This window comes from Acuticoccus sp. MNP-M23 (genome assembly GCF_031195445.1).
GTDB lineage: Bacteria > Pseudomonadota > Alphaproteobacteria > Rhizobiales > Amorphaceae > Acuticoccus.
Window position 1 is genome coordinate 4,290,283 of sequence record NZ_CP133480.1, and the last position, 13,755, is coordinate 4,304,037.

Genomic DNA, 13,755 nt, shown 5'->3' on the forward strand with positions numbered 1-13,755 from the left:
CCTCACTTTGCACCCGTTTATCGACGGCGCATAGTCTAGCGAAAAATAGCGGAAGCGAGACTAATGGGCAAACACACGATCCTCGTCGAGGACGACCAGGACGCGCTCCTCACGCAGCTCATCGCCAGCGGCCAGTTTCATGACGTGAGCGACGCCGTGCGCGCCGCCCTGCGGCTCCTCGAAGACGACGAAGCCAGAAGCACGGCGCTGCGCAGCCGCCTTGCGGCAGGCTACGACGAAGCCGTCCGCGGCGAACTCACCCCCGGCGCCGGCGAGGACGCCGTACACGCTGCGTTCGAGGAAGCTCGCCAGCGGCGTGCCTAAGCCCTGGCGCCTGTCACAGCGCGCCAGCGCCCGCCTCGTCGAGATCGCGGAGTGGACTCTCGACACTTTCGGCGATCGTCAGGCGAGCTCGTACGAGGCGGAAATCATCGCCCGGTGCAACGCTGTGGCAGATGGCAGGTCTCATGTTCGCAAAGCGCGCGCAGCGATCGATCCGACCCTCCCCGATGACCTTTTCCTCACACGAGCCGGCGCGCACCTCATCGTATTCATCGATCGTCCTGACGAAATCATCATCATCGATTTCCTCCACCCGAGGCAGGACATGCCCCGGCGGCTAGCCGAGATGACACGCGACCTATAGCACCCCGCCGCAAGCAACAATCAGATGCTTGCCCCCACAAATTTCCCGCCGCATACCAGCGGCGTGACCATCCTCCAAACCCTCCTCAACCCCATCCTCCCGGTCTTCGCCATCGTCGCCATCGGCTACGGGCTCGGCCGCACCGGCCACACCACCGTCGAGCAGGCGCGCGCGCTCAACCGCTTCGCGCTCACGCTGATGCTGCCCACCCTCCTCTTCGGCCTCATCGTCCGCGCCCCGCTGGAAGACTTCGAGGCGACCCCCATCGCCACCTACGCCGCCGCCGAAGCCGTCGTCTTCGCCCTCGGCTTCGCGCTGGCGCGGTACGTCTTCCACCGCCCGCTCGCCGAAGCGCTGCTGCTCGCCATGGCCGGCATCTTCTCCAACACCGTCCTTTACGTCCTGCCGCTGTCGATCATCCTTTACGGGCAGGGCAACATCCTCCCCGTCACCGAAATCGTCACGCTGGATTCAACGCTCGTCTTCGCAAGCTTCATCATCGCGATGGAAGTCTTCGCCAAAACACGCACCAACCTCAAACGCACGCTTCTCAGCATCGCAAAGACGCCGCTCCTCATCGCGATGGCGTCCGGCCTCACGCTCAACCTCCTCGGAATCACCCTCCCCGCCCCGGTCGAGACGTTCGTGGACTTCAACGGCGGCGCGGCGGCCCCCGTCGCGTTGTTCTCGCTGGGCGTGGTCCTGTCGCAGGCCCCGCTGACGCCGGACCGCACGGTCGTCGCCTTCACCCTCATCAAGCTCGCCGTCTTTCCGCTCGCGGTGTGGGCGGGGCTTGAAATCACGTCCCCCGGCGCATCGCAGCAATATATTCTGGGCTCGGCCGGCCCCGCGGGCGCCATGGCCTTCAGCCTCGCCCTTCTCTACGGCGTCAGGACCGATGCCATCGCCAAGGTCATCATCTGGTCGAGCGTCCTCACCCTGTTCACGCTGGCCGCGCTCGCCTGACCCCCCTGGCAAAGGCCGCCAAAGCCCCCAACTCAGGGCAAGCCCTGCCCCAACGGACCTCAGCCATGACCGACTACACGCTGCACTACTGGCCCTTCCCCTTCCGCGGCCAGTTCGTCCGCATCGTCCTCACCCATGCGGGCGCAAGCTGGCAGGAAGCGGACATCGGCGAGGTTGCGGACCAGCGCGCCCGCGCCCCGGCGGACCAGCTTGTCCCCCACATGGGCCCGCCGCTCCTCACCGATCATGCGGCCGGCGTCACCCTCGCGCAGACCGGGGCGATCCTCGCCTACCTCGGTCACAAGCACGGCCTGATGCCGGAAGACCCCGTCCGCGCCGCCCTCACCCACAAGGTCGTCGCCGACGCCAACGACGTCCTTTACGAAATGACGCGCTTCAACGGCGCGCAGATGTGGACCGATGACGCGTGGGCCGAATACCGCCCCCGCCTCACCCGCTGGATGACGATTTTCGAAGAGCTCGGCCACCGCCACGGCCTCACCCCCGTACAGGGCCACATCCTCGGCACCGAAAGTCCCGGCATTGCCGATTTTGCCACTCACGCCCTCTGGGGCGTGATGACGCGCCAGCTCCCGCCGCTGCGCTCAGCTCTGGAACAAACCGCCCCCGCCATCGCCGCCCTGTCGGACCGGATCGCAGCCATTCCCGCACAAAAGGACCTCCAGCGCCGCAGCGACGAGGCCTATGGCAATGAATGGTGCGGCGGCCAGATCGAGGCCTCGCTGCGCAAAATCATCTGAATTCGACGCCCGGCGCCGGGCGCAACTAATCCCCGCCGCCAAAACCCGTGGCATCCTCCCTTCGCCATCTGGCTCAAGGGGGAGGCGTGTGCCGGACCGTCCGCCACGAGAGCCAGGGGCTTCGGCTGCTTTGCGAAACGGCGCGTAACGGACGCCGCGTCACGAAGCTGGCCGGGTCGAGGCCGCTGCCGCCGCCGGGGCCACCCGAACGGCGGTCGAGAGAGAGGGGCGCGCCCAATTCAATCCGCCGAAGCGGGCGGAGGGGCGAAAGCAAGGACGGGCAACAAGGCGCCCGAGCCAAGGTCCCTCCAGTGGCAGCCGGAGAGCCGGTGCGGGAAACCGCTCGCCCCGTCCACGCCGAAGGCGGGACACTGTGGGGGCAACCTCACAAATTATCTTAGCGGTTGCGCCCACAGCGTCCCGCCCTCTCCCCCATTCCACCTGCCCGCAATCCAGCGGCGCGGGCCGATCACCCCTGCCAACCCCGCGAAAGGACGGCACCATGAACCACAGAAGACGCCGCGCCCGCCGCGCCGCAAAACCCGAAACAAAGGCCGCAGGCGCCCGCCGCCGCAACGCCGCCAGCGCCGCGCGCCTCATTGCTCGCAAAACGGCGCGCGAGGCCTACCGCACCGCCCGCGCCCTGCGCGAAGCCGCCCTCGTCAAAACCATGGCCGCCGAAAAAGCCGCCACCGCCGCGGCCGCCGCAAGGGAACGCCGCGACTATCGCGAACGTACAAACCGCCAGCTGGCCGCCTTGCGCGAAATCGAGGATGCCGCCCGCGCCATCACGCAAACACTCCCCGGCGGGCCTGCCCACGCCCATCCCGCGCGCCACGGCAAGGGCCCGCTTCCGAAGGCCCTTCGCTACCGCCCGCAAAAATCCTGAAACGGTCGCGCGCCGTATCCCGGCCCCGCCGACGCCCCCCGCGACACCCCGCCCCGCGAACCCGACCTGAGGCCACCGCGTTCACCTCGAAACGAACGAGGCCCCAAATGACCCACACCCTCACGCTGCAATCGCGCGAAAACCTCACCCACGACGTCGTCCACCTCACCTTCGACCGTCCCGCCGGGTACGACTTCACCCCAGGCCAGGCCAATCACTGGGATCTTCCGGTCGACGGGATGCGCGACGCCGGCAAGCCCTTCACCATCACCAGCCTGCCGGACGAGAACCACCTCCAGTTCGTCATCAAGACCTACCGCGTCGCCGAAAATCCGGACCATGATGGCGGCAGCGAACACATCGGCACGATGGAGCCCGGCGCCACGGTCGAGGTCGACGACCCCTCCGGTGACATTTCCGACAAGGGCGCCGGCGTCTTCATCGCAGGCGGCGCCGGGATCACCCCGTTCATTCCCATCCTGCGGGCAAGGGCGGCGAACAACACGCTCGAAGGCTGCACGCTCGTCTATTCCAACAAGACCGAGCGCGACATCATCCTGCGCGAGGAATGGGAGGGAATGACCGGCCTTCAGACCATCTTCACCGTCACCGATCACGAGGGTTCCCCCTTGCCCAAGGGGCAGATCGACGCCGAATTCCTCAAGCGGACCCTCGGCAACCTCGACCACCGCTTCTACGTCTGCGGTCCACCGTCGATGATGAAGGCCGTCATCGCCGACCTGCGCGACAACGGCGTTCCGGACGACCGCATTGTGGTCGAAACCAAGTGGCTGGAATGACGCTGCCACCCTGGTCCGGGGTCAGGATGGCGCCCGTGGCAAAAAAGCGGGGATCGCAAACCCGCAAGGCCGGAAAGGCGGGTTGAGGTTTCCCGCGCAAGAGGCTAACCCATCCCCCGACGGACGCGCCGGTAGCTCAGCTGGTAGAGCATTCGACTTTTAATCGAACGGTCCGGGGTTCGAGCCCCCGCCGGCGTACCAACCGTTTCAAAGCGTTAATCCCCTTCGCGTATCTAAGACGATATAAAAAGACGGGCTCTAAGCCGGGCAACGGGCGCTGGGCAAGGTAATAAGCAACCGTAAGGCAGAACCGAACTGTCGCAACCGGCTCCTGCGCCAGGTTCCGGCCGAGGCATAAGCAGCAAAGTGATGTGCGCCCAATTTGGCCTAATCGGTGCAAATACCGTGACGTTGCCCCTTGGAATGTCCTCGGTCTGAACTGGACTCCGTCAGAAGGAGACGGAGATGAAGAAGAGCCGCTTCAGCGAAGAGCAGATCATCGCGGTCCTGAAGGAGCATGCCGCGGGGATCGGTGTGTCGGAGCTGTGCCGCAAGCACGGGATCAGCGACGCGACGTTCTACACGTGGCGCAAGCGCTACGGCGGAATGGAAGTGTCTGAAGCCAGGCGGCTGAAGGCGCTGGAAGATGAGAACGGCCGCCTGAAGAAGCTTCTCGCCGAACAGATGCTCGATGTGGCGACGCTGCGGGACGCTCTGGGAAAAAACTTCTGACGCCCAGCGCACGGAGAGGCTTCGTGAGTTGGGCGATTGAAAAGAAGGGGTATTCCCAGCGGCGCGCCTGTGCCCTGATCGGGATGCATCCAAGGACTTACCGCTACCGGTCGCAGCGGCCGGACGATGCGACGGTGCGCCAACGCCTGAAAACGCTGGCGAACGAACGGCGCCGGTTCGGCTATCGGCGGCTGCATATCCTTTTGCGGCGCGAGGGTATCGAGGTGAACCACAAGAAGCTGTTCCGCCTATACCGCGAGGAGAGGCTGAGTGTACGACGGCGCGGCGGCCGAAAACGTGCCATCGGAACGCGGGCGCCAATGACCTTGCCGCGAGGACCAAACCAGCGCTGGAGCCTCGACTTTGTCTCCGACCAGCTCAGCGACGGGCGCCGCTTCCGTGTGCTGGTGGTGCTCGACGACTTCACCCGCCAGTGCCTGACGCTCGTTGTCGACACATCACTGTCGGGGGCTCGCGTGGCACGGGAACTCGACCGCCTGATCGTCAGTCGCGGCAAGCCGCTCACGATCGTCAGCGACAACGGCACCGAGCTGACCTCCCATGCCATCCTCGAATGGCAGGAGGACCGCCGCGTCAATTGGCACTACATCGCGCCCGGCAAGCCGATGCAGAACGGCTTCGTAGAGAGCCTGAACGGTCGCTTCCGCGATGAGTGCCTCAACGAGCATCTCTTCCGCAGCCTTCCGGGCGCTCGCCGCATCATTGAGGAATGGCGCACCGACTACAACCACGACAGGCCGCACACCAGCCTGGGCGGCCTCACCCCGAACGAGTTTGCAACCCGGTCCCGATGGGACCACAACACGAACAGAGTCCAGCTATGAGCGGGGACACTTCTGGGGCAACGTCAACCGTTAGCCATGTGGGGCCGTGAGTTACCGGCACGCGCTAGAGTCGTAGGGCGATTCATTTGCGAGGCTTAACGAGCCGCAAGTCCTTGATGATTCGCTCCGCCTCGTTTAAATTATTGTGGTGGGCGGTCATGCGCCGGAATTAGCCAGAGCACCCGAACAGGCTGCAGGCGGTTATCCGCAATCATGGCCCGGGGGGCCGCTCACAGACCTTCATTTAAAGTGCTGGAGGACCGCGTGCTGCTGATCGGTCAAAGCCGCGCGTTCCTCGCTCGGAAGCAACTTGAGCCCATAGCTCATATAATTACCGCTACGGTGGTATAGCCGCGGCCGTAGAGCGCGGATATACGTGCCTTCGACGTTTCCATACATGTCCGGTTCGAATGCCTCAGCGACAGCCCTAGCGCCGCAGTCAGCGAGCTGAAGGGATGCTAGCCGCGAGGCCTCTGTAGCAGTGACGCTATCGATATCGATAACCGGCCAATGTATGGTGGTATCCATATTATCTCTTAAATTAAAAAGGTACGATTGAAAGTCTTTGTAGTCCATCCCACCGCGACGGGCGAACGTGATTTGCACGCGACCGTCGCCCTCACGAACCCGGCCGCGAAAGTCTCGGCATAGCCACGAAATCCGTTCGATCAAATACCTTGTTAGATACCAATATAACTGGTTCTTCCTTGTGAACGGAGACGCTTCAGACGTGTCCTTCTTGCCCAGTACAGCCGAAAAGCGAAGCTCTTTTCTAGCAATCGCCGCTGCAACCACCTTTTTCTGCGAGTGCGACAACTTATGAAAGTGAAGCTCTCTAGATGTCCGCCCCGCTAACCGCAAAGCTTCGTCGCGCCACCCAACAGCATCGAGCGAACGGCTTGCTCGGATGACGCACGCGGAAATTACAAGCCAGCGAGAGGCACCGCCCCGCTGACCCGGTGTCCGAAAGTCCGACAGGCCATCGTCCCCCGACTCATCAATGTAGGCGAGATAAGAGTGGGACACCGAATATGCCTTGAAACATGGGGTAGGAATAAGTCCGAAATCTATAATCGACGAAAGCAGACCAGGAAGCGGGCCAATGAATTAACAGCTGTGACGATTTTCATGGACCCAACTTGTAGGAACGCTCGCCTTCCTCGCGACGATTGTTTGGGTTGGCATGCGCATTAAACGCACAACGCAGCGCATGGTCCATGCGCTTTTCGTTTTCGTGCTTTTGCCCCCGTCACTTTAAACCTCGGAAGATTGCATGTCGAACGGATCACCGCAACCACAAAACCCAACTTGGTGGGATCATCATGAGCTGACTTTCTGGCTTTGGGCTGCTCTAAACAACGCTGACCGCTATTTTTCATCAAGCAATGCATTCCAAGCGGCAATCGCTGATATGTTTAATAAAGACATATCTACGCGAAGCGACGTCCGCACCAACCTCGATGACTTGAAAAAGCAAACGACCCTCGCCGGATACAATTTCGTCACCGCCATGGGCGTGTTGATAAGAGTGCTAGAGCGATCACAGTATCTGTTCCCATCGATCCAGCCTCCATACAGCCGCGCCAATCACCTTCAAAAAGAGGGAAAGCAAATCCGAAATATGATCGAGCACGCTTACGGGAAGGATGGCTATCTTTCCGGCGGAGGCCACCATAAAGACAAGTTTGTCCGTCAGGAGGCTGGTATCACAGCCGACGCTACAAGCACCATCATAAAAGATGGTGTCCATTGGCTCGGAAACCGACTTTGTGTCGAGAAAGTGGTTGATGAGATCCGAGCAATACATGAGGAGGCTGACAAAATAGAAGCGCCGAAGGGCGACGACTAGCGATCCATCTCTCTGGGGTTCCAAGATCCGTGACTCTACGTCAATCCTTAGGTCGGACATAGGGCGGCTTCGTCGCTGCGTACTGGTTCACCGCCTCGGCAAATGCGCGCAAGGCCTCATGGAAATCGGCGTCCTTATCCTCACCATGCGTGAACGGCAGCGGTAGCGGAACAGTGCCCACCCCCGCGTCCGTCTCGACCACGATAGTTACGCTTCTCGTCTCATCGACTTTGCTGCGCTGATAGCGCCAGGGCCTGACTACTACATCCACGGTGCCGCTCCACAAATTGAACCGGCACAATGCTACCACAGGTCGGGGGAGCGGATCCCGCTCCCCAGAGGCTTTTCGACCGGGTTGTTCAGAACGGCGGGCGTTGCTCTTCCGTGCCAGCGTGATGCGTGTCATCCGCCTCCGCTGGGTATGGCGGAGTGTCAAAGTCCTCCGGCTCGTAGAGCCGAAAAGCGCCCCGCCGCCCATCGCGCTCCTCCTTCTCGGGCAGGTCTGCTTTCATGACGATCCTGTCCATCGCCTCGCTTATCAGCCTCACGAAGTCATTCGCATCAATTTCGCTCAATGCAATTGAATTCACGAAGACCCCATCTCCCGGACCCCGCCGGCTAGCAACAAGACACCGTGATCCATGCTCGTCTTTGTAGATGTTGTGGAGACCAGATTTTTTCACAAACTTCGCCGATGCGCCGTCAAATGAGTGATCCGTCATTTTTAATTCTCCTTTACTGCGATCAGCCTGGGAGCATCCCCGGCTTGCAGTCCGAAGATGCGCAGACCACGCCCAGAAGACACGCGTAAAGTTGCACGGCCGGTGGGGTGCAAAATTCTGCTTGACTTTACAGCTCTGCCGCCCATTCGCGAACGAGCCGATCCAGCCCCCTCCTCTTGGCGAGTTCCGGCCATGGCTCATCGGGAGACAGATGCCGCGTAGCTTCGACCAGCGCCGCGCCTGCAAACTCGGTAAACAGCCCGCGGTCGCGCGGCAGGCCAAGGGTGTCCGTCCAGAATGTAGTCAGCGCCGGAAATGCCCGCGAGGCGATGTCCTCCGGCCGCGGGCCATCACCAAATGACTTTAACGCTCCCTTGACGAGGATCTGCGCCTCATAGATCGCCTCGTGCGCGTCTTCGTGCTCGCGACCACCGATGAGCTCCACTATCCGCGGCACGCGCTTTCCGCACCCCTCACTGATGTTTCCGCCCAGGGCCTCGTAAGCCTCCCGCAGCGCGACAGCGGCCCGCTCGACCGCGGCCTTTGCGGCTGTCCAGTCCCTGCGATCTAGGTCGCTGGAGTAGCGCGTTGAATCGTCCGTGCGTTGGCGCTCGCGGGTGGGGCGGAACCGGTTCTGGTCCGGAAACGCGGCCCGCGAGATGCCGGAGGCCAGCCGGCGCCATTCCCACTCCGTTAGCCCCGCGAAGGCGTCTATCGCCCGCCGCCGCGCTTTACCCTTCTGGCCATAGGCGGGTTGCTTGCCGGTGATGGCCGCTCGCGTGGCGTCGCGGATCGCGTCCGCGGCGGCTTTCACGGCGACGCGGTGCTCGTCTCTGTCCATGGCCCCGTCCTCCCCATGCCCAAGGAGGGCGATGAGACGGGCAACGGCGCAGTGGCGTCAAGGCCGGCGGTCGGCTGGCCTAGATGCGCGAGGCGTGGTGGTGGACGACGCGCCGTGGGGTGTAACAGCGGCAGAGCGGTGTTGGCTCTGCGCCCGCGTGAGGGCGCGGTAGGTGGTTCCGATCTAGGCAGAGAGTACCCCGGCGACCTGTGAGAGCTACCTCGCAGGGCTTTCCGCGACTTGTGGTGCTTGACTATGCCCTTTGCAAAGTAATTGATTCTGGTTAACGTGGATCTTTATTGAGAGGATGTTCTATGTTCGGGTTTGCAAAGTGTGGTCACTGCGGCGGGTCTGGAACAAAAATTACCGAGATTGAGCCGGCCCAGTCGCGGTATAAACTTCTCGCTGTCTGCTGCACTCAGTGCAACGCGATTTTGGGCGTGATCGATTACCTCAACATTGGCACCGTTGTTAAGAGCCTTGAGCAAAAGGTAGACCAAGCTGATCGAAAAATTCAGTTACTTGAAACACAACTTCGCCAGCTATTGTCTAGCCAAAGGTAATGCTGCCTTTGCCGGGTAGGCAGATTGCGCAACCGACCAGCTGAAGGCCCCGCGCTCCAATGCACCGCGGGGCCAAGTTCCTAGAGAAAGTCGCGCCGGGGCTTCAGCATCCACGGCAGGGCAGAAACAGCGCTCGTGAATGTTGCCCGCGGTCGAACGCGGAAATCTGCCTCAGCCAGCTACTCGCCCGGGTTCCGGTACAGGCCGCGCCAGCCCATCGCCTTCACGCCCGCGTCGATGCGCACCTTGAACTCGACACCATCCGAGGCCCAACCCGGCTGCTGCTCGATGGTCGGCGTGTCCTGGCCGCCGAGATAGGCCACCTCGATGGTCTCAGTCGAATTCGGATCGGCGGCAAGGTACCACGCTGACGCGGAGGCGAGGTCAAGGCGCGGATCGGAGATGACCTCGGCCATCCCGCGGACGGTGTTGGGCTTCCCGAGCGTGGCAGCCGAGTGATCAAACTCGCTGCCGACGACAACGCTGGCAGTGCCCTGGAGCCCAACAGGCACGAGCAGGAAGCGCGGGCGCGTGCCGAAGATGCCGGCCTCTTCAGCGCTGGTCTGCACCGCCATTGACGAGCGCGCCGCATCGAGCGCCGGCACGGACGGCACGCCCCCGCTGCCTGCGAGGTTGCCGTGGTCGGCGTGGAACAGCGGAATGCCGTCGGACAAGGCCGGGTTGCCCGTCAGGATCGCGTAGACGAGATTGCCGATGGTCCGGCGGGCCGCGCGCCCCATCCGGTTCGGGATGCGGGTAAACACCCCGATGTCGTCGTTGATGATTGCGTGCCGGGTGATGGCGAACATCCGCCCGTATGTGGCCAGCTGAATCGTCTCGCTGCGACCGCTGAGCTGCGCGTACTTGTATTCAGCCCCCTCGGGCACCTCGCTGAGGCTGGGGAAGGAGCTGAGGTCGATCCGTGACGCCGGCCGGAAGTCCTGCAGTTCGCCCCTCGCGGTCCACAGGTGGAACGTCTCCTCAACCTCGTTGTACCCCTTCAGCATCGACTTGTTGGCGACGTTGGCGAGGATGTTGACGAAGTCGGACGTGGACTGCATTCCGCCGGCGGCCATGGAGAGCCCAAGCGCATCGGAGGCGGGGTTTGTCGACGCCTTCCCGGTCGCCAGCATCACGGCCTGCTGTGCGAGCGCCATGAGGGACATTCCGGTGTACTCGTTTTGTTCACCGCTCGGCATTCCGGAGCGGGCGAGCAGTGCGCGGGTTGCGCCCTCGCGGAAGCGGTCTCGCTGGTCGCCGGTGATGCGTGCACGTTGATGGTAGGTCATGATTGGATCCTGTTCTGTTGGGTGGTGAGGTCGGTGGAGCGCGGGGCGGTCAGCCATCAGGCCGCCCCGTCGCTGAACGAGTTGCGGATCGCACGGGAGACACCGCGCTCCAGGTGCCGCTCCATGTCGCTCGGGCTCATGTTCGGCGCACCGTGGATGTGGACGGGGCCGACTGAGATTGTCGTCGTGGACACGGCGCCCGCCGCGCCACTCTGGCTCGATGCGTTGTTGGATGGAGCGCCAGAGCCCAACGCCGCAGCCGAGTGAGGCGAGCGCGCCCGGGGCTGTAGCATCGACGCTGTCTTGACGGCGTTGAAGACGTGGCCGGGCACCTTCGGCATCAGCAGCTCGGGACCACGCTCGCCGACCAGCAGCGGAAGGCCGGCGCGGTAGGGTCCGCCCTTCGCGCGGGCCTGGACGGGGATCGAGGCAGCGGCCGAGTTGGCGTTGGCGTTGGCGGCGGCCCGTTGAGCTGTGCCCAAGGCACGGACGGCCCGTGTCGCAGAGTTGGCGGCGGTCTCGGCCGCGGTGAGGGAGCTGCTGTCAACAATCGGCTTGACCGTGATCTCCAGAGACGACCGGAGCTGATTTGCGATCCGCTCGGCCTCGGCCGTAACCTGTCCACCGCCGGCCCGGAGCGCGGCCTGGTACTCTCCGATGCCCTTCTGGGCGGCCGGGCCTAGGGTAGCAAGTTCGGTCTGCAGCTCGCGGCTGGGTTCGCGAAGGAGAGCGTTCCCCGCGCGACCCGGGTTGGCCGCTCGGATGGCTTCAATCTTTTCCACGAGCGCCAGCGCGCGCTCCAGGTTCGGGAGATCCGCGGGTGGAACCACAGGCTCCGTCGGCCGGCCCGCGAGCGCCCCCAAAAAAGCGTTCATATTGTTGGAGTTGGCGGCGGGGGGAGCGGCATTGACGGGACACGGTCCGGTAGCGGCGGGCCGTAGGTCTCCCCTTCCGAGCCGAACAGGTCCTTTACCCAAACGGGAGCCTCGGGCCAGGAGATGTTCGCGATGGAGGAGGTCAGAGAAGAAATCGCGGCCTTAATCTTGTTGACGATGTTGAGTGCGCCTTGGAAGGCCCCGCGGACGGTATCGGCCGCGGACTGAAGCTTTCCGCCGATGGTTTCGCCAATTGCTTCACCCAGGGCGCGGAACTCTTCATCGGTCCCGGACAGCGCCTCGCTGACATCTCCGATCCAGCCGGAGACCTTGTTCACCGCGTTCCCGAGGCCGTCGATGACCGCGGTGGCGGCGGGGAATGAGGTCTTGATCCCCTCTGCGATCCCGCGGAACATCTCCTTGATCCCGCTCCAATTGGTGTAGACCCACGTGCCGGCGACGGCCAGCGCGACGATAGCGGCGCCGATCCCGGAGGCGATGAGAGCGAGGCGCACGGCAACAATCGCGCCCCGGAGAACTCGGAAGGCGGCGGACACTCCCGCGATCTTCGCGGCCGAGGGGAGACCACCGATGGCGGCGGCTGCAGCGAAACCCATCATGGCCCGCTTCGCGCCCCGGGCGGCTGAGCCCAAGGGGAGAAGCGCGAAGGAAAGCGCGCGAGAGGCGGCCGTCATCGAAGCCATCCCGCCGATGGCCGCCGTCAGACCCGCCCCGCGCATCCAGAGGAAGGACCACCGGGCAGCGACGGAGGCAACCTTCAGCGCGATGAGGGCGGAGGTCAGCGTGACGATGGTCGCGGTCAGCTCGGGGTTCCGTTCAATCCAGAGGGAGATCGCGTTCAGGACCGGGAGAAGGTTCTGGAGGAGCGCGGTCAGGCCGGGAAGAAGCGTGTTGCCGAGGCTGATGCCGACATCTTCCATGGCGCTCCGGAAGCGCTTCACGGCGCCTTCCCAGCCCTTCATCCGGGCAGCGGCGATCTCTTCGGCCGACACGTCCCCGATCTCGGACTTCATCTCCCGGATACCCTCGGCCCCGAGCTTGGACATGGCCAGCGCGGTCCGCATCGCGTCGATGCCGAAGATGGTCTTGGTGGCGTCAATCTTTGCTTCTTCGCTCAGGTCCCCGAGACCGTCCTGAAGTGACTGCGCGATCTCCTCCATGGACTTCATCTCACCGGAGGCGTTGAAGAATGATAGTCCATACTGCTCCATCATCTCGGCCGCCTCTTTCGACTCAGGGTTCAGTCGACTGAGAAACGTCTTGTAGGAGGTGCCCGCGTCGGAGCCGGACTTGAAGGCCGAAGAGGTCGCGGCGATGGTGGCTACAAAGTCCTCCAGTTCAACGCCCACCTGCCCAGCGACACCGCCGGCCTGACCGACGGCCAGCACGAAGTCGTTGAACGAGAATTTGGAGCGGATCGTTGCACCAACAAGCTGGTCGGCCACGCCGGGCATTTCGCCCGCCGTCTTGTTGAAGTTGGCCATGACGTCGGTCGCGAGGTCCGCGGCGTCAGAGAGGGTTGAACCCGTGGCGGCAGCGAGGTTGAGCGAGGCGGCCGTGGCACCCCCCGTGATCTGCGCGAAGTTGAGGCCGTTCTTGGCCAGCATTTCCATCGCGTTCGCTGCTTCCGTCGCGCTGAACTGCGTGTCACGGCCGAGCTGGCGCCCCATCTTTGACATGACCGCCATGTCGGAGGTCGTGCTGGAAAGGTTCGCCTGAAGACGGTTCATGGAGGCTTCAAAGGAGCCGGCGACGGAGATGGGGGCCTTGAGACCCCTGTAGAGGGCATAGCCGACGCCGGCCGCCTCAAACATGGAGGAGCGCATGCCCGCCATCGCGGCCTGGTTCCGGGCCATCTGGCCGCGAAGGCGGTCAAGGTTGCCCGAGACGGTACGCGCCCGGGCGGAGACCTTGTCAACGAGAGTGAGGACCAGCTTGCTGTTTAAGGTTGCCATG

15 protein-coding genes and 1 tRNA gene are annotated in these 13,755 nt (G+C 63.4%); 9 read left to right on the forward strand and 7 right to left on the reverse strand.

The window, feature by feature from the left end; all coding sequences use genetic code 11:
* Positions 1-63 precede the first annotated feature (63 nt).
* From RDV64_RS19760 to RDV64_RS19795, 8 genes are all read left to right on the forward strand, one after another.
* A complete protein-coding gene (locus RDV64_RS19760) occupies positions 64-324 on the forward strand; it encodes a type II toxin-antitoxin system ParD family antitoxin (protein WP_309196675.1) in 261 nt (86 codons plus the stop codon).
* Positions 317-646 (forward strand): type II toxin-antitoxin system RelE/ParE family toxin, encoded by a 330-nt coding sequence (locus RDV64_RS23900; RefSeq protein WP_375143772.1) that lies wholly within the window; start codon positions 317-319, stop codon positions 644-646. The genes RDV64_RS19760 and RDV64_RS23900 overlap by 8 nt, the downstream gene beginning before the upstream one ends.
* A 63-nt stretch (positions 647-709) precedes the next feature.
* Positions 710-1,612 carry an AEC family transporter gene (locus tag RDV64_RS19770; protein ID WP_309196677.1) on the forward strand — a complete coding sequence of 301 codons (903 nt, stop codon included), beginning with the start codon at positions 710-712 and terminating at the stop codon, positions 1,610-1,612.
* Positions 1,613-1,677: 65 nt separating this feature from the next.
* Positions 1,678-2,373: a glutathione S-transferase gene (locus RDV64_RS19775; protein WP_309196678.1), complete on the forward strand. Its 696-nt coding sequence runs from the start codon at positions 1,678-1,680 to the stop codon at positions 2,371-2,373.
* Positions 2,374-2,875: 502 nt separating this feature from the next.
* Positions 2,876-3,262 (forward strand): hypothetical protein, encoded by a 387-nt coding sequence (locus tag RDV64_RS19780; RefSeq protein ID WP_309196679.1) that lies wholly within the window; start codon positions 2,876-2,878, stop codon positions 3,260-3,262.
* A gap of 107 nt (positions 3,263-3,369) precedes the next feature.
* The gene (locus RDV64_RS19785; protein WP_309196680.1) at positions 3,370-4,062 is read left to right on the forward strand and encodes an FAD-binding oxidoreductase; all 693 of its coding nucleotides are present in this window, start codon (positions 3,370-3,372) and stop codon (positions 4,060-4,062) included.
* A gap of 125 nt (positions 4,063-4,187) precedes the next feature.
* Positions 4,188-4,263, forward strand: a tRNA-Lys gene (locus RDV64_RS19790).
* A 264-nt stretch (positions 4,264-4,527) separates the two neighbouring features.
* Positions 4,528-5,639, forward strand: a protein-coding gene (locus RDV64_RS19795; RefSeq protein ID WP_309195819.1) for an IS3 family transposase whose coding sequence is annotated in 2 segments (ribosomal slippage) — positions 4,528-4,777 and positions 4,777-5,639 — 1,113 coding nt in all. Because the reading frame shifts where the segments join, the coding sequence is not laid out codon by codon here.
* A 240-nt stretch (positions 5,640-5,879) separates the two neighbouring features.
* Here RDV64_RS19795 and RDV64_RS23905 read toward each other — a convergent pair.
* Positions 5,880-6,665, reverse strand: a complete 786-nt coding sequence (locus RDV64_RS23905) for a DUF3800 domain-containing protein (protein WP_375143773.1) — start codon at positions 6,663-6,665, stop codon at positions 5,880-5,882.
* A 247-nt stretch (positions 6,666-6,912) separates the two neighbouring features.
* Between RDV64_RS23905 and RDV64_RS19800 the strand changes: the two genes are divergently transcribed.
* The gene (locus RDV64_RS19800; protein WP_309196681.1) at positions 6,913-7,488 is read left to right on the forward strand and encodes a hypothetical protein; all 576 of its coding nucleotides are present in this window, start codon (positions 6,913-6,915) and stop codon (positions 7,486-7,488) included.
* 40 nt (positions 7,489-7,528) lie between these two features.
* Here RDV64_RS19800 and RDV64_RS19805 read toward each other — a convergent pair whose 3' ends face one another.
* From RDV64_RS19805 to RDV64_RS19830, 6 genes are all read right to left on the reverse strand, one after another.
* A complete protein-coding gene (locus RDV64_RS19805) occupies positions 7,529-7,759 on the reverse strand; it encodes a hypothetical protein (RefSeq protein WP_309196682.1) in 231 nt (76 codons plus the stop codon).
* Positions 7,760-7,847: 88 nt separating this feature from the next.
* Positions 7,848-8,210 (reverse strand): hypothetical protein, encoded by a 363-nt coding sequence (locus tag RDV64_RS19810; protein ID WP_309196683.1) that lies wholly within the window; start codon positions 8,208-8,210, stop codon positions 7,848-7,850.
* A 127-nt stretch (positions 8,211-8,337) separates the two neighbouring features.
* Positions 8,338-9,051: a hypothetical protein gene (locus RDV64_RS19815; protein WP_309196684.1), complete on the reverse strand. Its 714-nt coding sequence runs from the start codon at positions 9,049-9,051 to the stop codon at positions 8,338-8,340.
* A 742-nt stretch (positions 9,052-9,793) separates the two neighbouring features.
* A complete protein-coding gene (locus RDV64_RS19820) occupies positions 9,794-10,903 on the reverse strand; it encodes a Mu-like prophage major head subunit gpT family protein (protein WP_309196685.1) in 1,110 nt (369 codons plus the stop codon).
* A 56-nt stretch (positions 10,904-10,959) separates the two neighbouring features.
* Positions 10,960-11,778: a hypothetical protein gene (locus RDV64_RS19825; protein ID WP_309196686.1), complete on the reverse strand. Its 819-nt coding sequence runs from the start codon at positions 11,776-11,778 to the stop codon at positions 10,960-10,962.
* On the reverse strand, positions 11,775-13,754 hold the full coding sequence (locus tag RDV64_RS19830) for a phage tail tape measure protein (protein ID WP_309196687.1): 1,980 nt from the start codon (positions 13,752-13,754) through the stop codon (positions 11,775-11,777). Before RDV64_RS19830 ends, RDV64_RS19825 begins: the two co-directional genes overlap by 4 nt.
* Position 13,755: the final 1 nt, after the last annotated feature.